The sequence below is a fragment of the Clostridium bornimense genome (assembly GCF_000577895.1).
GTDB lineage: Bacteria > Bacillota > Clostridia > Clostridiales > Clostridiaceae > Clostridium_AN > Clostridium_AN bornimense.
Genome location: NZ_HG917868.1, coordinates 1,775,010 through 1,792,330, shown reverse-complemented (window position 1 = coordinate 1,792,330; position 17,321 = coordinate 1,775,010). Strand labels below are relative to the sequence as shown.

The window sequence follows — 17,321 nt, the reverse complement described above, 5'->3', positions numbered from 1 at the left end:
ATGGCTAAAGAAGAAAAAAAAGGTGGAGCACTTAAAGTAGTTGTAATAACACTAAGTTTATTATTAATAGTTTCAGTAGGATTTACTTCATACTTGTTATTATTTAAGAAGCCTAATGAAGAAGTAAGTCAGCATGCTTTAGATGGTGTAGAATTTTATTCACTTGGGGACTTTAAGTTAAATCTTGCAGATGAAGGTAAGTTTGTACAGCTGACTTTGCAAATGGGATATAGAGGCGATGATGAAATGCCAGAAGAATTAGAGAAAAAGAAAGATGGGCCTCTTAGAGATGCAGTAATTACTGTAATTTCATCTAAAACAGTTAATGATTTTAAAGGTGACGGAAAAGCTAAGGTTAAGGAAGAAATTAAAAATGCTATAGCTCCGTTACTTGAACATGGTGAAGTGGTAGATATCTGGTTAGGAGATATAATTTATACTTAGAGAATTAAGAGGTAGGACACATGGATATATTTATTTCAATACTTCAATTGTTTTTAGTACTTCCTATAATATTAATTTTAATATATATATCAATAAAAGTTGGAGGAAGAAAATTAGATACTCTAAATAAAAATAGGTATATAAAAATTATAGAAAGAGTTCCTTTAAATAAAGATAATAATATTTATCTTATAAAGTTAGGACAAGAGTATTATGTTGCAACTTCTAACAATGGATCATTTGAAATTATTAAAGAATTATCTAAAGATGAAGGTACTAAGTTAGAGGAAAATAAGGAAATACCACAGTATGATAGTTTTAAGGATTTTATTTACGATATAAAATCTAAATTTAGAAAAAATGAGGAAAAGAAATGAAAAAGAAATATATAATTCTAACTTTTATAGTTACATTTATTTTAATAGCATCTACATCTTTAGTGGCCCATGCAGAGCCTACCAATCTAACTATACCTGACATAAATATATCTGTTGATGGAAGTGAAAGTCCTAAAGAGTATGTAGAGAATATAAAAATATTTTTGTTATTAACATCACTTTCTGTTTTACCTTCACTTATCTTAACAATGACAAGTTTTACAAGGATATCTGTAGTATTTGGATTTTTAAGAAATGCATTAGGAACACAGCAAGCTCCATCTAATCAGATTTTAATAGGATTATCATTATTTTTAACTATTTTTGTTATGTCACCTACATTTACTAAAATAAATAATGATGCAATTAAGCCATATACAGAGGAGACTATATCACAAGAGGAAGCTATAGATATAGGAACAGGTTATTTAAAAAAATTTATGCTTAAACAAACTAGGCAAAAAGATTTAAAAATGTTTATGGACATAAATGGAGTATCAGAAAAGGTTGAAAATGAAGATTTACCTATGACTGCAGTTATACCTGCTTTTATAATTTCAGAATTAAAAACTGCATTTACCATAGGATTCCTTTTATATCTACCATTTTTGATTATTGATATAGTAGTGGGATCTATTTTAATGTCTATGGGAATGATGATGATTCCACCAATGATGATATCATTACCATTTAAATTATTATTATTTGTTATGGTTGATGGATGGAATCTAATTGTAAAGTCATTAATAATGGGATTTTAGCGAGGTGATAGTAAATGAGTGAAAGTATGGTTATTTCTATATTAAAAGATGCAATAACTACAGCAATTATTGTCGCCGGCCCACTTCTTATAGTAGCTGTAGTAGTAGGACTTATTGTAAGTATTTTTCAAGCTACGACTCAGATTCAGGAACAGACATTGACTTTTTTACCTAAGGTTTTATGTGTAGCTTTAGTAGGTTTATTACTTGGAAGTTTTATGTTACATACTCTAGAAGGATTCACAGAAAGAATTTTTTCTATTATTTCAAATATAACTAAATAGGTGAAATTATGATAAATATGATTTATTTAGTAGGTTTTATTTTAGTAATGTTGAGAATAAGTGCATTTTTTGTATCATCACAAATATTATTACCGAAGCCTACACCCAATATAGTAAAAGTAATTTTTATAGTATCAATCTCATATGTTATAACTCCATTAGTGTCTTTAGATGGTATAGAAGGAGTTATTGAAAATAATATGACTTTTATTATCGTATGTATTAATGAAGTTTTAACAGGGCTAATATTTGGATTTGTCACCTATATGTGTTTTGAAGCGATAAAATTCGGAGGAGCATTAATAGATTTCCAAGCCGGACTTTCAATGATGAGTATGTTTGATCCTACGACAGGGAGTAATGCTGCTTTAGTAGAAAAGATATATTCGTATTTGGCTTTAACAATAGTATTTGTATTTGATGGACATCATATAGTTTTGAAGGCAATCATTAATACTTTCAATACTATACCATTAGGAAAAAATGTAGTAAGCCAAGATAGTATATCTTCATTTATGAAAGTGTTTGTTAACTTCTTTGAGATTGGCTTTAGAATTGCATTACCAATAATCTTAGTATTGTTATTAACAGAGATAGTACTTGGAATAGTATCAAGAACTGTTCCTCAACTGAATGTTATGATTTTAGGAATGCCAGTAAAATTACTGATAACATTGGCATTGCTTATAGGAATGTTCCCTGTAACACTTAAACTTATACAATATGCATTTGAACAATTACCTGGGGCATTTAGAAATCTGTATAAAGCTTTCCCTATAATATTTATCTTTTCATCATCTGGAGGAGAAAAGACTGAAGAAGCTACGGGAAAGAAGTTACAAGATGCAAGAAAAAAGGGTCAAGTAGCGAAATCAAGAGATATATCTTTAACATTTACATTACTTGCAGCGACACTTATGTTTTTAGTTTTTGGTGATTTTTTAATTGAACAATTAAAAATCATTATGATTAATGGATTTAATTCAACAACTATAACAGAATTAAGTGAAGCATCTCTCTCCTCTATTGTATTATCGTATATAGGGAAAGGACTCTTAATAGTAATTTTATTTGCAGCAATAATAATGATAGTTGGTGTTGCGGCAAATATAGCACAAACAGGTTTTATTAGAACTTCAGAACCTTTAAAATTTGATTTTAAGAAAATGAATCCTATAAATGGATTTAAAAATATATTTTCTATGAGAAGTGTAGTAAGTTTATTCAAAAATATTTTATTAATATCTGTTATTGGTTTTATAGCAGTTAAATTTTATACTTCTACTTTAGATGATGTTATGAGAATTTCTTTATTATCTATAGATAAAATTCCGTCGAAAATGATTTCCATAGGAGTAAAGTTATTTTCTCTTATTGGTTTAGCTATGGTTGTTATTTCTTTAGGTGATTTTGTGTATCAAAAATGGAAGTATAAAAAAGATATGAGAATGACTAAGCAAGAAGTAAAAGAAGAATATAAACAGATGGAAGGAAATCCAGAAGTTAAAGCAAAAAGAAGAGAAAAAATGAGAGAGCTATCAAGAAGGAGAATGATGGCAGAAGTACCAAATGCAACGGTGGTAATTACAAATCCAACTCATATATCAGTAGCACTTAAATATGAGGAAGGCGGAGAAAATGCGCCTAAGGTAGTTGCAAAAGGAGCAGATAACTTAGCATTAAAAATTAAGGAGATAGCTATTGATAACAAAGTTCCAGTAGTAGAAAACAAACCTTTAGCCAGAATGATATATAGCCAGGTAGAACTAGAAAGTGAGATACCTGTTGAGATGTATGCAGCGGTGGCTGAAATACTTGCAGTAGTTATCAATGAAAAATAGTGGGGTGGGAGAATGGAAGAAAAGAAGAAATTTTCTTTTTCAGCAAAAAATAATTTAGATTTAATTGTAGCTTTTGTAGTAATTTTGATTGTAATGATGATAATTATACCGCTTCCAACATGGATGTTAGATATATTATTAGCATTTAATATTGCAGTTTCATTAGTTATTTTACTTATAACTATGTTTACAACTAATGTCCTTCAATTTTCAGTCTTTCCATCTATATTACTTATTACTACATTATTTAGATTAGCACTTAATATATCTTCAACAAGACTTATTTTAAGTGAGGGTGATGCAGGAGAAATTATTAAGGCTTTTGGAGATTTTGTTGTAGGAGATAGTTATGTAGTAGGTATAATTATATTTTTAATTATTGTAATAATACAATTTATGGTTATTACTAATGGTGCAGGAAGAGTATCAGAAGTAACAGCTAGATTTACATTGGATGCAATGCCAGGTAAGCAGATGAGTATAGATGCAGATTTAAATTCAGGGCTTATTGATGAGGCGGGAGCAAAAAAGAGAAGAGAAGAATTGCAGATGGAAGCAGATTTTTATGGTTCAATGGATGGTGCTTCTAAGTTTGTAAAAGGAGATGCTGTTGCTGGGCTTATAATAACAGCAATTAATATTATAGCAGGTATTGTTATAGGAATGACGATGCAAGGATTAAGTGTAGGAGAAGCTGCAGAGTTATTTACAAAATTAACAGTAGGAGATGGACTTGTATCTCAGATACCAGCATTACTTATTTCTACAGCTTCTGGTATTTTAGTAACTCGTTCAGATAACAAATCTAATTTTGGGGATACTATTGTCAAACAAATGACTACTTTTCCAAAGGTAATAGCAATAGCGTCTTTTGTATTACTAGTGTTTGCTATAATACCTGGACTTCCTACATTAGTCTTTTTAGTTATGTCAGCGATAACTGGATATATAGCCTACATATTATATAAGGAAGAAGAAAGCGAAAAACAGAGAGTAATTGAAGAAAAAGAAATGGAAATTATAGAAACAGAGCAAAAAGAGCCGGAAAATGTTATGAATTTAGTGAAGGTAGAGCCTATGGAAATAGAAATAGGATATGGCTTAATACCGTTGGCTGATGAGACTACAGGTGGAGATTTACTTCAAAGAATTGCTTCTGTTAGAAGACAATGTGCTATTGAGATGGGAGTTGTAGTACAACCTATACGAATAAGAGATAATCTTCAATTAAAGAATAATGAATATGTAGTGAAGATTAGAGGAACTGTTATAGAAAAAGGTGAACTTATGCCTGGTATGTTCCTTTGTATGGATCCTACATCTAATGAAATAAATTTACCAGGAATTAAGACGGTAGAACCTACATTTGGATTACCTGCATTATGGATAAATAAAGATAGTAGAGAAGAAGCTGAGATACAAGGACTTACAGTAGTAGATCCAACAACAGTAATGGTTACTCATTTAACAGAAACTATAAAGGCACATTCATATGAACTTTTAGGAAGACAAGAAGTAAAAGAACTTATAGATTCTTTAAAAGATCAATATTCAGCAGTTATAGATGAATTAATACCAGATCTTATGACTATAGGTGAGGTACAAAAAGTTTTAAGAAATCTTTTAATGGAAAAGGTGCCAATAAAAGATATGGTTACTATATTAGAAACGTTAGCAGATCAATCTAGAACTAGTAAAGATATAGAATTATTAACTGAATATGTAAGAATATCATTAGGAAGAACAATAACTATGCCTTTATTAGATGAGAACAATGCGTTGGTGGTGGTTACACTAGATGGAGAAATAGAGGAACTTATAGGAAACAACCTTCAAAAATCTATTCAAGGAACTTTTCCAGCATTGGATCCTCAAACTACACAAAGTGTTTTAAATGGTATAAGAAATACAGTAGAGAGAGTATATTTTAATAATAATATTCCAGTTATATTAGTATCTCCAAAAATCAGACCAGCTTTTAGGAGATTAGTAGAAATGGTATTTCCGAATTTAATGGTTTTATCTCTAAATGAAATTCCAAATAATGTTGAGATTAGAACTGGAGGTGTAGTTGAATTAGCATGAAAGTAAAGAAATACGTTGTTAAAAATATGAACGAAGCAATGGCTAGAATAAGAAATGAATTGGGAAAAGATGCAATTATAGTTTCACAAAGGAAAATAAGAAAAGAAGGCATAAAAGGATACTTTACACCAAAGTTAATAGAGGTTACTGCTGCATTAGATAGATATAATAAAGATAATGAAGGGCAGTCTATGGATTCTATAAAAGCACTAATATACAACAAACAAGAAGAGCAGAAGAAGGCAATGATTGCTAAAGAACAATTTATTCAAAAAGATAAAAGGATTGAAAATACTGATAATTCTAATAGTAGTATTATAAAAGAAGTTATTGAGATGAAAAAGATGATAAAAGAATTGCAGAATAATAATGCAATAGAGGATAAAGAAGATAATGTCATTGATTCTTTTATAGATAACTTAGATATATCCACAGAATCTAAAAAAAGAATTATAGAAGAAATATTAAAAATAGATACAGATAATGAAATAGAAGAAAAATTTAAAATGGCATTAGATAAAATTTTTCCACAGTATGAAGATAAAGAGAAAAAGATAGAAATTCTTATAGGGCCTACAGGAGTGGGGAAAACAACTACAATAGCAAAACTTGCTGGTAGGAAGGCGTTACTAGAGAAAAAGAAAGTAGGACTTATTACTATTGATACATATAGAATAGGTGCCGTTGAACAATTAAAAACATATTCTGAGATAATGAATATACCTTTTAAAGTTGTATATTCTATAAAAGAGATGGATAAAGCTTTAGAAGAATTGAAGGATTGTGATAGTATTTTTATCGATACCACAGGAAGAAGTGCAAAAAATACTATGCAAATATCAGAACTTAGAGCATATATTAATAAAATTCCTAACAAGTTAATTCATTTGGTTATTAGCTCCACTATAAAGAATAAAGATATAAAAGTTATTTTACAAGGATATGGTGTCATAGATTTTGACTCTATTATTTTTACTAAGTTAGATGAAACATCAAATTATGAGATATTAATAGATGCTTTAATAGATGGTAATAAGCCTATAAGTTATATGACATTAGGGCAAAGTGTTCCAGATGATATTAAGAAAGTGTCTAAAAACTTTATTATTGATTTAATAGTTGGAGATAAGATTATATGAGAGATCAGGCAGATAGGTTAAGAGAGTTAGCAAGAGGCGCTAAGCAAAGTGAAAAAACCACTAAAGTTATAACAGTAACTTCAGGTAAAGGTGGAGTAGGAAAAAGTAATTTTGTTGTAAATCTATCTATAATGCTTCAAAAGATGGGAAAGAAAGTCTTGATTTTTGATGCAGATATAGGAATGGCTAATGATGAGATTCTTATGGGATTTGTTCCTAAATATAATATACTTGATTGTATTATTAGGAACCTAGATATAGAGGATATAATGATAACAGGACCGGAGGGAGTAAAATTAATATCTGGTGGTACAGGCTTAAATAAGATAAAAGAGTTACAAGATGAAGAAAGAAGAATATTACTAAGTAAGTTAGAAAAGCTAGAAGATTATGACTACATTATAATGGATACAGGAGCAGGTGTTAATGAAACAGTAATAAATTTTATAGCCTTTAGTGATGAGTTTATTTTATTAACTACACCAGAGCCTACAGCAATAATGGATGGGTATTCATTATTAAAAACTGTGTCATATTTCAATGTTAAAAATATGGTGTCAATTGTCGTTAATAGAGTGTATAATGAGAAAGAAGGAGAAAAAACTTTTTTAAAGCTAAAAAATGCTAGTACTAAGTTTTTGTCTATTAAATGCAATTTTATCGGCTGCATTGAAGAAGATAGAAGGTTATTGGAATCTGTTAGAAACCAAGTACCAGTAGTAGTTGGATTTCCTAATAGTAAAGTAAGTAAAAATATATCGTCTATAGCTAAGAGGATAGATGATAATGGAGTATTGAATAGAAGAGATAAATCAGCAAATAGTTTATTTAAAAATATATTTCAATTGTTTAGATAAGGGGTGTTATATGTTTTGAGTATAGGAATTGAAGAGAACAGTGTGATAGAGGTTATGCATAATGAAGAGATATATATAAGTAGCATAAGAGACATTTCAAGTGATTTTTTTTCAATTACTATTCCAATGTTCCAAGGTCAATATTATATACCAAATCAAAATGATGTTGTTGATATAAGCTATGTTGGTAAAAATAAAAAATATTCTTTTTCTACTATTGTAGTAAAAAGAGAGAAAATAAAAGGAATCCCACTAATAGTGTTGAAAGCTCCTACAAAGGTTACTGAAATTCAGAGACGAGAATTTGTAAGAATAGAAACCTCCATAAAGGTTAAAGGTTGGATAGTAGATGATGAAAAGAAGTCTTTGGAAGAGTATTTAAAAGTGCCTAGTATATTAGTAGGAAATATTGTTGATTTGAGTGGTGGGGGATTAAGAATAAATATATCTCAAAAGTTGAACTTAAATTCCAAGGTAATATTATCATTTTTTATAAATGATGAAGAGATAAATATAATGGGGAATGTAGTTAGGATTTTGAATGAAGATATGAATCGACATATTTACGGTATTGAATATGAATGTATGAAAGAAAATATTAGGGATAAAATTATAAAATATATATTTGAAGCAATGAGAAAAAAATAACAATAAGGTTTAGGGGGGAATTTTATGGCTATAATGCAAGCTGATAGCTATAAACAAGAAGTAATAGAGAAATATCTTCCATTAGTGAAGTATATAGCATCAAGAGTAATAATCGGGAAGAGTAGACATATAGAATATGAAGACTTAGTATCATATGGAGTAGTAGGATTAATTGATGCATTTAATAAATTTGATGAATCAAAAGGAATGAAATTTTCTACATATGCATCTATAAGAGTAAAGGGAGCAATGATAGATGAGCTTAGAAAAAATAGCCCTATATCTAAAGGTGCAATGGATAAACTTAATAGATATAATGCTGCTGTAGAGAGATTACAGAATCAATTTATGAGAGAACCAAGCGACGCAGAAATTGCAAAAGAACTTGGAATGACAATATATGAAGTTAAAGAAGTAGAAGGATACATTGGCTATCTTTCACAGGTATCTTTAGAGGAATTAATATATTCAGAAGATGATGATATGCCTTTAATAGGAAAGATTGAAGATGAGAAAAGTCCAAGCCCAGAGAAGAATTTGGAGAAAAAAGAAGAAATTATTCATTTATATAAAGCTATTGATATGTTAAATGAAAAAGATCAACTAGTTCTTAATCTTTACTATAAAGAAAGATTAACATTAAAAGAAATTGGTAAAATATTAGAAGTGTCAGAGTCAAGAGTTTGTCAATTACATACAAGAGCTATAGTTCATCTTAGAGCTAATATGAAAAAGTTAAAATATGATTAGGTGAGATATATGATTATTTATATATTAATAGTTACAATTGGGATACTTTTAATATGGATAAATAGAAAAGAGTTTAAAGTAAAAAGTTCAGGGTTTAAAGAAGTATTGATTAATAAAACTGATACAATAACTGAAGTAGAAATCGAAATACAAAATCTACGAAGAGATTTTGCAGAAACTATAGGTATTCTACAAATGGATATTAAGAATTTAAGTGAAGACATCGATAATTTAAAAGGTACACAAGTTATAGAAGAGAGTATTATAGAAAATGATTTTTCTAATAGTGGAAAATCAAATAATGTAGAAGAAGTTAAAAGATTAATAGAACAAGATGTTTCTATAGATGATATATGTAAGATATTATCTATTGGAAAGGGGGAAGTACTATTAATAAAAGATTTATACAAACAATAGTTGAGAAAATAAAAAAATATACTAAATTTATTGATAAAAAGATAATTTTAGGTATTGGTATTGGTATGATTATAGGCTCTACATTAATGCTCCCAGTTAAATTTAAAGAAATAAATGATTCAGGTAAGATTGAAAATAAGGCACGTGCCATGGGGATGGAATATCCTGAGAATTACAAAGTCGATGTTAAGGGGGAAGAAAAAAATGATTAGAGGATTGTATACAGCCGTATCAGGGATGATTGTTCAAGAAAATAAGCAAAATGTTATAAGTAATAATATAGCTAATGCAGAAACAGTTGGATTTAAAAGTGATAACTTAATTGCAAAATCATTTAAAGATGTTATGATGATAAATCATGATAAAGGGACATCATCAGGATCACAAAAAGTACAACTTGGAACAATGTCATTAGGTTCATCAGTGGCAGGGGTTTATAGTGACTTTTCACAAGGAACTATAAAAGAAACAGGAAATGATACTGACTTTGCTATAGTAGGAAATGGATTTTTTAAAGTATCTAGAGAAAGTAACGGTATAGCAGAAGAATACTATACTAGAGATGGTAATTTCCAAGTAAATATTCAAGGTTATTTAGTAAATAATTATGGTGATTATGTATTAGACAAAAATTCTAATAAGATATATGTAGGAGATGGAAAAATTACTGCTAATGAAAATGGTGATTTATCTATAGAAAATAATAATGGAACAGTAAATAACTATTCTCTTGCTGTTGTAGATTTTGAAGACTATACAACACTAAATAAGGTTGGTGATAATTTATATTCTGGAGAAGGTGCCGTAGATATAAATGCTAGAGTTCAACATAAGTCTGTAGAAGGTTCTAATATAAACATAATGAATGAAATGGTAAATCTTATGTCTGTAATGAGAGATTTTGAAAGTAATCAAACATTAGTACAAACTATGGATGAAAGTCTCGGAAAATTGATAAATAATGTAGGAAGTGTAAGGGGGTAGAAATTTATGAATACAATATATTGGACATCAAGAAGTGCAATGAATGCCTCTGAACAAAAATTGCAAGTTATATCAAATAACTTAGCGAATTCTTCAACTACAGGATATAAAAAAGTACAGGCAAATTTTAGTGATTTATTATATGAAAATATAGATAGAAAAGGAGTACCAAACTCAAGAGATAATAATTTAACAGCTCCAAGTCATGGAAATGGAGTAAGAATTAGTTCAACTGTAAGAAATAATTCACAAGGATCTCTTTTAGCTACGGGACTTTCTACTAATGTAGCTATTGAGGGAGAGGGGTATTTTAGAGTGAAATTAGGTACTCCTATAAATGGACAAGAATATGGATACACAAGGAATGGATCATTTCAAGTAGATGTAAATGGTGACATAGTTGATGAAAAAGGCAATCTTTTAGATATAGATTTTCTACCAGGATATGAGAATACAAAATTTACGGCAAATAATTTTGAAATAGGAAGTAATGGGGATATATATGTTTCAAATGAAAACACAACTACTAAAGTGGGAAATATAAGTTTATATAATTCTATTGGAAGTGGTGGATTTGTTTCAGTGGCAGACTCTTTATATATACCAGTAGATGGAAGTAATGTATATAAAGATGAAAGCAGTAAATTGTACCAAGGTTATTTAGAAAATTCTAATGTTGATATGGCTGATGAATTAAGTGATCTTATTATAACTCAAAGAGTTTTTCAAATGAATTCAAAGATGCTTCAGACTGGAGACGAAATGTACGGAATGGTGAATAATCTTAGAAAATAAAAAATAACAAATAATAAATAATAAGTATTAGGGGGCGACTTAGTGGACATTAGTTCAATTATATTTTTATTTATAGGAATTTTATCTCTTATTTTAGGATTTGTATTGGAAGGTGGAAGCATCGGTGGATTATTGGAACCAACAGCAGCTTTGATTGTTTTTGGTGGTACTTTAGGAGCTGTTGGTGTATCATTTCCAATGAAAGAAATAAAGAGAATACCAAAAATGATTGCTGTAATATTTAAAAAACAAAATCAAGACTTAGTACAAACATTAGAAGAATTTAAATATATTGCAGGGGAAGTAAGAAAGAATGGATTGTTGCAATTAGAAGAAGTTATTAATAATAAAGATATGGATCCTTTTATGAAAAAGGGATTACAGATGGCTATAGATGGCGTTGAACCAGAAGTTATAAAAGAATGTCTAGAGGTAGAAGCGACGATGATTTCACAGAGACATAGAGCAGGAGCTAAAATTTTTGATTCAGCTGGTGGATATGCACCTACGTTAGGTATTATTGGTACGGTTTTAGGTTTAATTCATGTATTAGGTTCTATGAATGATACTTCAACATTAGGATCAAAGATAGCTGTAGCTTTTGTAGCAACATTATATGGGGTTTTTTCTGCAAATATATTATGGATGCCTATAGGCTCTAGGTTAAAGAATTTAGATAGCGATGAATTAAAAAGAAATTCAATGATTATTGATGGTGTACTAGCGGTGCAAGAAGGAAGAAGTCCTCAAGCTATAACTAATAAATTAATTGGATATATTGATAAAAATTACGTAAATAAGTTTACAAATATAGAAGGTCAAGGTGATTAGTTATGCTTAAACCAGTAGAAGAGGAACACGAAAATAGTGAAAGATGGCTTTTAACCTATTCAGATTTAATAACATTACTAATGATATTCTTTGTTATAATGTTTGCTACTTCAAATGTTGATGCGAAAAAATTCAAAGAAATATCAGATTCTTTTAATGGAGCTTTTGGAGAAGGAACTGCAATTATTGCTAGTACTTCTGGTGATAATATAGAAAGTAGCAATTTGCTTCTCAATGATACTGATAAAAAGGATTCTATCGAAAGTAAGCTAGAAGAATATTTAAAAGAGAGTAATATATCTGAGGGTGTTACTGTAGATAAAGATGATAGAGGTGTACGACTATCAATTCAAGATACATTATCTTTTGATTTGGGAGAAGATACTATAAAGGAAGAATTTAAAAATCATATTATTGATATTGGCAATATAATATCACAATTTGATAAGAAAATTTATGTTGAAGGACATACAGATACTACACCTATACATAATGATAAATTTAGCTCAAATTGGCAATTATCTTCTGTGAGGGCAAGTAATGTTGCAGAGCTATTATCTAATAATACAACAATTCCTAAAAGTAATATTGTAGCTGTTGGTTATGGTGAATATAGACCTGTTTATGATAATAGTACAGAAGAAGGAAGAGCTAGAAATAGAAGAGTAGATATAATAATATCAGATGATTAATAATAAATAAGTGGATTGTTTCAATTAACAATCCACTTTTTATTACGTTATTTAAGTTGTTCTATTGCTGTTGTAAGAGGTGGAATAACTTGTTTCTTTCTTGAAACCACACCTTCTTTATAAGCACAAGAATTTTCTAGTTTAACACCGAAAGCAGTATTAACTATTTCTGTATCTCTACCTACAGCAAGTAGAAGAGAACCTTCTTTTATTATATCTGTTAATAATAATAATATTAGGTCAAATCCATCACGATCAGCAGTTGTATTCATTAAGTTTAACATATCGGCTTTCATTGATTCGAAACCTTCAATGTCCATAGTATTTACTTGGGCAACAGCAATTTTTCTTCCATTCATTTCAAATGTTTTGCAATCTTGATAGAATATCTCTTCTAAAGTTTTACCTTGAAGAGAAGTACCCGCTTTGAACATGTCCATAGCAAACTCTTCAATATTAATATTTGCTATTTCAGCTAACTTCATTAAAGTATGTTTATCAGTTAAAGTTGTTGTTGGTGATTTTAAAAGTAATGTATCTGATATTAATGCACCACATAATAACCCAGCTATCTTTTTAGATGGTCTAATTCCATTTTCAAAGTAAAGATTAGCAACTATTGTACTAGTAGAACCAACAGGTTCACATCTATAGTATATTGGCTTAGAAGTTTCAATATTAGCTACTCTATGGTGATCTATTATTTCTAGTATTTCAGCTTCTTCTATTCCATCTACAGCTTGTGTTCTTTCATTATGATCTACTAAGATTATATTCTTTTTATTTTGAGAAATTAAGTGGAATCTTGATATAGAACCTATAACTCTATCATTTTCATCAAGAACAGGATAACTTCTATATCTAGTTTGTAACATAATTTCTTTTACATCTTCAACAAATTCATTATTTCTAAAGAATACAATATTTTCTTTAGCCATAACATAATCTATTGGAATACTTTGTACAATAATTCTTGATGCAGTAAATGTATCATGAGGTGTTGAAATTATTGTAGTACCACTTACTTTAGCCTTTTCTATTATCTCTTCTTCAATTGGTAAATTTCCAGTAATAATAAGAAGAGAAGCTTTTGAAGATACTGCAACGTTTTGAGTGTCTGTTCTATTACCACATATTACAATATCATTTTCTTCAATATGTTCTTCTGCACTTTCTGGAGTCATAGCGCCTACTACAATTTTACCAGCAAATTTCTTTGTAGCTTTATTTGCATATATAATTTTTGCTGATAAAGTATTTACTATGTTTTCAAGTGTAGTATTAGATTTTCCTATTATATTGTTGTCCCAAATATCCATATAGTTAGTTGTTAAATTTGAAACAGATGCTAAACCAAGTAGTTTTGAGTTTTCATCTACTACTGGTAAATTTTTAACTTCATACTTTTTCATAATAGACCATGCTTGTTGTAGAGAAATCTCTGGTGAGATTGGTGTAATTTGATCTATATCTAGATCTCTAATTTGTGGTCTAACTGTTTTTACTAGATTAGGTGCATCTACATCAAAATAATCTAATATATATTGAGTTTCTCTTGAAACTTCCCCAAGTCTTATTGGTACATATGTTTTGCCAAGTGCCATTCTATTTTTAAGTTCTGCATAAGCAATTGCAGCACATATAGAATCAGAATCTGGATTTTTATGTCCACTTACATAAATTGTATTATGCATAAAAATACCCTCCTAAATTTAATCGTTATGTTTATTACTATACTTTTAAATTTTATAATTAAATAAAATCTTTGTAAAGTACTAAAGATGATTATAATACTCATAATTTAAAATAAAGGTTCATATATTTAAGTATAATTTAGTTCTAGGAGGGGGAATATGGAACAACTAAAAATAAGAGAAAAGGGATTGACGACAGCTGAAGCTGAGAAAAAGCTTAAAGAGTGTGGTCATAATGTTCTAGAGGTAAGTAAGAGAAAATCAGCGATAGGTATGTTCCTTGCTCAATTTAATGATTTTATAATATGGGTACTTATAGGAGCTACTATTCTTTCAGGGCTTATGGGCGAAGTTGCTGATGCAGTTACAATAATTATAATTGTAATAATGAATGCAATCTTAGGATTTGTTCAAGAATTTAAAACTGAAAAGTCTCTGGAGGAATTAAAAAGATTAGCTTCACCAACAGCTAAAGTAATTCGTGATGGATCAATAAAAGTTGTTAATGCAGAAGATTTAGTGCCAGGTGATTACATAGTATTTGAAAGTGGGGATAAAATTCCTGCTGATGGTTATCTTGTGAAGGAAGCATCATTGTCAGTAGACGAATCTCTATTAACGGGAGAATCTGTAGGAGTACAAAAAAACATAGCAGATGAAAATAAATTTTTTATGGGTACTACAACTATAAATGGTAAAGGTGAAGGTATTATAACTAATACTGGAATGAGTACTGAAATGGGGAAAATAGCCCATTTATTAAACAATATAAAAGAGGAAAAATCACCTTTAAAAGAAAAATTAACATCTCTAGGTAAAGTATTAGTAGTGATTTGTGTAGCTATATGTGTAATAGTAACAGTAATGGGTATTATAAGAGGTCAGGATAAGTACCAAATGTTTCTTTTAGGGGTATCATTAGCTGTAGCAGCAATTCCAGAAGGATTGGCAGCAATAGTAACAGTATGTTTAGCGTTAGGGGTATCTAAGATGCTTAAAAAGAATGCATTAATAAGAAAGTTACCAGCAGTGGAAACATTAGGGTGTACCTCTGTTATATGTTCTGATAAGACAGGGACTCTTACACAAAATAAGATGACTGTCAAGGCAGTTTACTATGATGACAAAATTAAAGAGATAGATGATAACAAATTAGATAATAATGAAATGTTGAAGAAAATATTTACATATTGTAATGATCTAAATATAGATATTGCTGAAGAATCAATAAAAGATGCTTTAATCGGTGATGCCACAGAAAAAGCGTTAGTATTAGCATATTATGATGATATAAAGGAATTTGAAAAAAGAGTATCATCTTTTAATAAAATTAAAGAAAATCCTTTTGATTCAATTAGAAAATTGATGAGTATAAGAATTGATGAAGGAGGAAATCGAATTACTTTAGTAAAAGGTGCACCGGAAAGAGTATTAGATAGGTGTAAACAAATATATATAAATGGGAAAATAAGACCTATATCTCAAGGGGATAAAAAAAATATACAAAATGCCATTGATAAAATGAGTGAGAGAGCTCTTAGATGCTTAGCTGGAGCTTTTAAATATAATGAAGGTGATTTAGAAGAAGATTTAATTTTTGTAGGTGTTATTGGAATGATAGATCCACCAAGAAAAGAAGTAAAAGAAGCTGTTGATAAATGTATCAAAGCAGGTATAACACCTATAATGATTACAGGTGATCATAGAAAAACTGCTTATGCTATAGGGAAAGATTTAAATATATGTAACAATAGTAGTGAAGTTATTGATGGTGTTGAATTGAATAGATTATCAGAAGAAGAATTGAATAAGAAGTTGGATAATATTAGGATATTTGCAAGGGTTAGCCCAAAAGATAAATTAAGGATAGTTAAGGCTTTTAAGAAAAAAAATAAGATTGTAGCAATGACTGGAGATGGGGTTAATGATGCTCCAGCAATTAAAGAAGCGGATATAGGTGTAGCAATGGGAGTTAATGGTACAGATGTAACTAAAGAAGCTGCTGCTATGGTACTTTTAGATGATAATTTTAATACTATTGTTTCAGCAGTAGAAGAGGGAAGAGTAATTTATGGAAATATACGAAAGTTTATTAGGTACTTATTATCTTGTAATTTAGGAGAGGTACTAACTATGTTTTTATCTAGCCTTTTTGCATTACCAACACCGTTACTTCCAATACAAATATTATTTGTAAATTTAGCTACAGATGGATTACCAGCAATAGCACTGGGGCTAGATCCAGGAGAAAAAAATATAATGGATGAAAAGCCTAGAGATAAAAAAGAAGGAGTATTTGCTAGAGGTTTAAAGGAAAAAATTCTTGTAAGAGGTGTTCTTATCGGTGTATGTACTGTTTTAAGTTTTATAATTGGAACATACTTCAATTTTGATTTGAAAACTTGTAGAACAATGGCATTAACAACATTAGTATTGTCTCAATTAATTCATGTATTTGAATGTAAAAGTGAGAAATTACCTTTATTTAAGATAGATATATTTAACAATAAGTATTTGGTACTTGCTGTTTTATCATCTATTTTGATGATGCTTGCAGTAATTTATATACCATTTTTATCAACAGTATTTCATACATCACAGCTAACATTAATGCAATGGTCAATAATATTATTTTTCTCCTTAATAATTTCATTTATTAATTCCTTATTTAATATGATTGAGAAGGAGAAATAAATAAATAAATAAAAGACTTAGAATTGTC

General features: G+C 29.2%; 18 protein-coding genes. 17 read left to right on the top strand and 1 reads right to left on the bottom strand.

Annotated features, from left to right (window positions below):
* From CM240_RS08065 to CM240_RS07995, 16 genes are all read left to right on the top strand, one after another.
* Positions 1–444, top strand: coding sequence for a flagellar basal body-associated FliL family protein (locus CM240_RS08065; protein WP_051483757.1), 444 nt, complete (start codon positions 1–3; stop codon positions 442–444).
* A gap of 20 nt (positions 445–464) precedes the next feature.
* Complete coding sequence (locus CM240_RS08060) at positions 465–821, top strand: flagellar biosynthetic protein FliO (RefSeq protein ID WP_044038179.1); 357 nt, start codon at positions 465–467, stop codon at positions 819–821.
* Positions 818–1,582: a flagellar type III secretion system pore protein FliP gene (gene fliP / locus CM240_RS08055; RefSeq protein WP_044038177.1), complete on the top strand. Its 765-nt coding sequence runs from the start codon at positions 818–820 to the stop codon at positions 1,580–1,582. Before CM240_RS08060 ends, fliP begins: the two co-directional genes overlap by 4 nt.
* Positions 1,583–1,596: 14 nt before the next feature.
* Positions 1,597–1,866 carry a flagellar biosynthesis protein FliQ gene (fliQ, locus tag CM240_RS08050; protein WP_044038175.1) on the top strand — a complete coding sequence of 90 codons (270 nt, stop codon included), beginning with the start codon at positions 1,597–1,599 and terminating at the stop codon, positions 1,864–1,866.
* 8 nt (positions 1,867–1,874) lie between these two features.
* Positions 1,875–3,707 carry a fused FliR family export protein/FlhB family type III secretion system protein gene (locus CM240_RS08045; RefSeq protein WP_044038173.1) on the top strand — a complete coding sequence of 611 codons (1,833 nt, stop codon included), beginning with the start codon at positions 1,875–1,877 and terminating at the stop codon, positions 3,705–3,707.
* Between the two features lie 12 nt (positions 3,708–3,719).
* Entirely contained in the window at positions 3,720–5,792 is a 2,073-nt protein-coding gene (gene flhA, locus CM240_RS08040; protein ID WP_044038171.1) for a flagellar biosynthesis protein FlhA, read from the top strand.
* Positions 5,789–6,931: a flagellar biosynthesis GTPase FlhF gene (gene flhF, locus CM240_RS08035; protein ID WP_044038169.1), complete on the top strand. Its 1,143-nt coding sequence runs from the start codon at positions 5,789–5,791 to the stop codon at positions 6,929–6,931. Before flhA ends, flhF begins: the two co-directional genes overlap by 4 nt.
* The gene (locus tag CM240_RS08030) at positions 6,928–7,788 is read left to right on the top strand and encodes a MinD/ParA family protein (protein ID WP_044038162.1); all 861 of its coding nucleotides are present in this window, start codon (positions 6,928–6,930) and stop codon (positions 7,786–7,788) included. The genes flhF and CM240_RS08030 overlap by 4 nt, the downstream gene beginning before the upstream one ends.
* A gap of 15 nt (positions 7,789–7,803) precedes the next feature.
* Positions 7,804–8,436, top strand: a complete 633-nt coding sequence (locus CM240_RS08025; protein WP_044038160.1) for a flagellar brake protein — start codon at positions 7,804–7,806, stop codon at positions 8,434–8,436.
* Between the two features lie 24 nt (positions 8,437–8,460).
* A complete protein-coding gene (locus CM240_RS08020; RefSeq protein ID WP_044038158.1) occupies positions 8,461–9,186 on the top strand; it encodes a FliA/WhiG family RNA polymerase sigma factor in 726 nt (241 codons plus the stop codon).
* Between the two features lie 9 nt (positions 9,187–9,195).
* The gene (locus CM240_RS08015; RefSeq protein WP_044038156.1) at positions 9,196–9,603 is read left to right on the top strand and encodes a DUF6115 domain-containing protein; all 408 of its coding nucleotides are present in this window, start codon (positions 9,196–9,198) and stop codon (positions 9,601–9,603) included.
* A 65-nt stretch (positions 9,604–9,668) separates the two neighbouring features.
* Positions 9,669–9,815, top strand: coding sequence for a hypothetical protein (locus tag CM240_RS17745; RefSeq protein ID WP_162148685.1), 147 nt, complete (start codon positions 9,669–9,671; stop codon positions 9,813–9,815).
* Complete coding sequence (locus CM240_RS08010) at positions 9,808–10,587, top strand: flagellar hook-basal body complex protein (RefSeq protein ID WP_044038154.1); 780 nt, start codon at positions 9,808–9,810, stop codon at positions 10,585–10,587. The genes CM240_RS17745 and CM240_RS08010 overlap by 8 nt, the downstream gene beginning before the upstream one ends.
* 6 nt (positions 10,588–10,593) lie before the next feature.
* A complete protein-coding gene (locus CM240_RS08005; protein WP_044038151.1) occupies positions 10,594–11,382 on the top strand; it encodes a flagellar hook-basal body complex protein in 789 nt (262 codons plus the stop codon).
* A gap of 42 nt (positions 11,383–11,424) precedes the next feature.
* Positions 11,425–12,213, top strand: a complete 789-nt coding sequence (locus tag CM240_RS08000) for a flagellar motor protein (protein ID WP_044038149.1) — start codon at positions 11,425–11,427, stop codon at positions 12,211–12,213.
* 2 nt (positions 12,214–12,215) lie between these two features.
* Entirely contained in the window at positions 12,216–12,905 is a 690-nt protein-coding gene (locus CM240_RS07995) for an OmpA/MotB family protein (RefSeq protein WP_044038146.1), read from the top strand.
* Positions 12,906–12,952: 47 nt separating this feature from the next.
* Here the strand turns inward: CM240_RS07995 and CM240_RS07990 are convergent, their stop codons facing one another.
* Positions 12,953–14,599, bottom strand: a complete 1,647-nt coding sequence (locus CM240_RS07990) for a putative manganese-dependent inorganic diphosphatase (RefSeq protein WP_044038144.1) — start codon at positions 14,597–14,599, stop codon at positions 12,953–12,955.
* A gap of 159 nt (positions 14,600–14,758) precedes the next feature.
* Between CM240_RS07990 and CM240_RS07985 the strand changes: the two genes are divergently transcribed.
* Entirely contained in the window at positions 14,759–17,293 is a 2,535-nt protein-coding gene (locus CM240_RS07985; protein ID WP_044038136.1) for a cation-translocating P-type ATPase, read from the top strand.
* The last annotated feature ends 28 nt before the right edge of the window (positions 17,294–17,321 follow it).

What these genes read in the sequence shown, in the direction of transcription:
- CM240_RS08065 (WP_051483757.1), top strand. Translation starts at nt 1, where the DNA reads ATGGCTAAAGAAGAAAAAAAAGGTGGAGCACTTAAAGTAGTTGTAATA.
- CM240_RS08060 (WP_044038179.1), top strand. Translation starts at nt 465, where the DNA reads ATGGATATATTTATTTCAATACTTCAATTGTTTTTAGTACTTCCTATA.
- fliP (WP_044038177.1), top strand. Translation starts at nt 818, where the DNA reads ATGAAAAAGAAATATATAATTCTAACTTTTATAGTTACATTTATTTTA.
- fliQ (WP_044038175.1), top strand. Translation starts at nt 1,597, where the DNA reads ATGAGTGAAAGTATGGTTATTTCTATATTAAAAGATGCAATAACTACA.
- CM240_RS08045 (WP_044038173.1), top strand. Translation starts at nt 1,875, where the DNA reads ATGATAAATATGATTTATTTAGTAGGTTTTATTTTAGTAATGTTGAGA.
- flhA (WP_044038171.1), top strand. Translation starts at nt 3,720, where the DNA reads ATGGAAGAAAAGAAGAAATTTTCTTTTTCAGCAAAAAATAATTTAGAT.
- flhF (WP_044038169.1), top strand. Translation starts at nt 5,789, where the DNA reads ATGAAAGTAAAGAAATACGTTGTTAAAAATATGAACGAAGCAATGGCT.
- CM240_RS08030 (WP_044038162.1), top strand. Translation starts at nt 6,928, where the DNA reads ATGAGAGATCAGGCAGATAGGTTAAGAGAGTTAGCAAGAGGCGCTAAG.
- CM240_RS08020 (WP_044038158.1), top strand. Translation starts at nt 8,461, where the DNA reads ATGGCTATAATGCAAGCTGATAGCTATAAACAAGAAGTAATAGAGAAA.
- CM240_RS08015 (WP_044038156.1), top strand. Translation starts at nt 9,196, where the DNA reads ATGATTATTTATATATTAATAGTTACAATTGGGATACTTTTAATATGG.
- CM240_RS17745 (WP_162148685.1), top strand. Translation starts at nt 9,669, where the DNA reads ATGATTATAGGCTCTACATTAATGCTCCCAGTTAAATTTAAAGAAATA.
- CM240_RS08010 (WP_044038154.1), top strand. Translation starts at nt 9,808, where the DNA reads ATGATTAGAGGATTGTATACAGCCGTATCAGGGATGATTGTTCAAGAA.
- CM240_RS08005 (WP_044038151.1), top strand. Translation starts at nt 10,594, where the DNA reads ATGAATACAATATATTGGACATCAAGAAGTGCAATGAATGCCTCTGAA.
- CM240_RS07995 (WP_044038146.1), top strand. Translation starts at nt 12,216, where the DNA reads ATGCTTAAACCAGTAGAAGAGGAACACGAAAATAGTGAAAGATGGCTT.
- CM240_RS07990 (WP_044038144.1), bottom strand. Translation starts at nt 14,599, where the DNA reads ATGCATAATACAATTTATGTAAGTGGACATAAAAATCCAGATTCTGAT.
- CM240_RS07985 (WP_044038136.1), top strand. Translation starts at nt 14,759, where the DNA reads ATGGAACAACTAAAAATAAGAGAAAAGGGATTGACGACAGCTGAAGCT.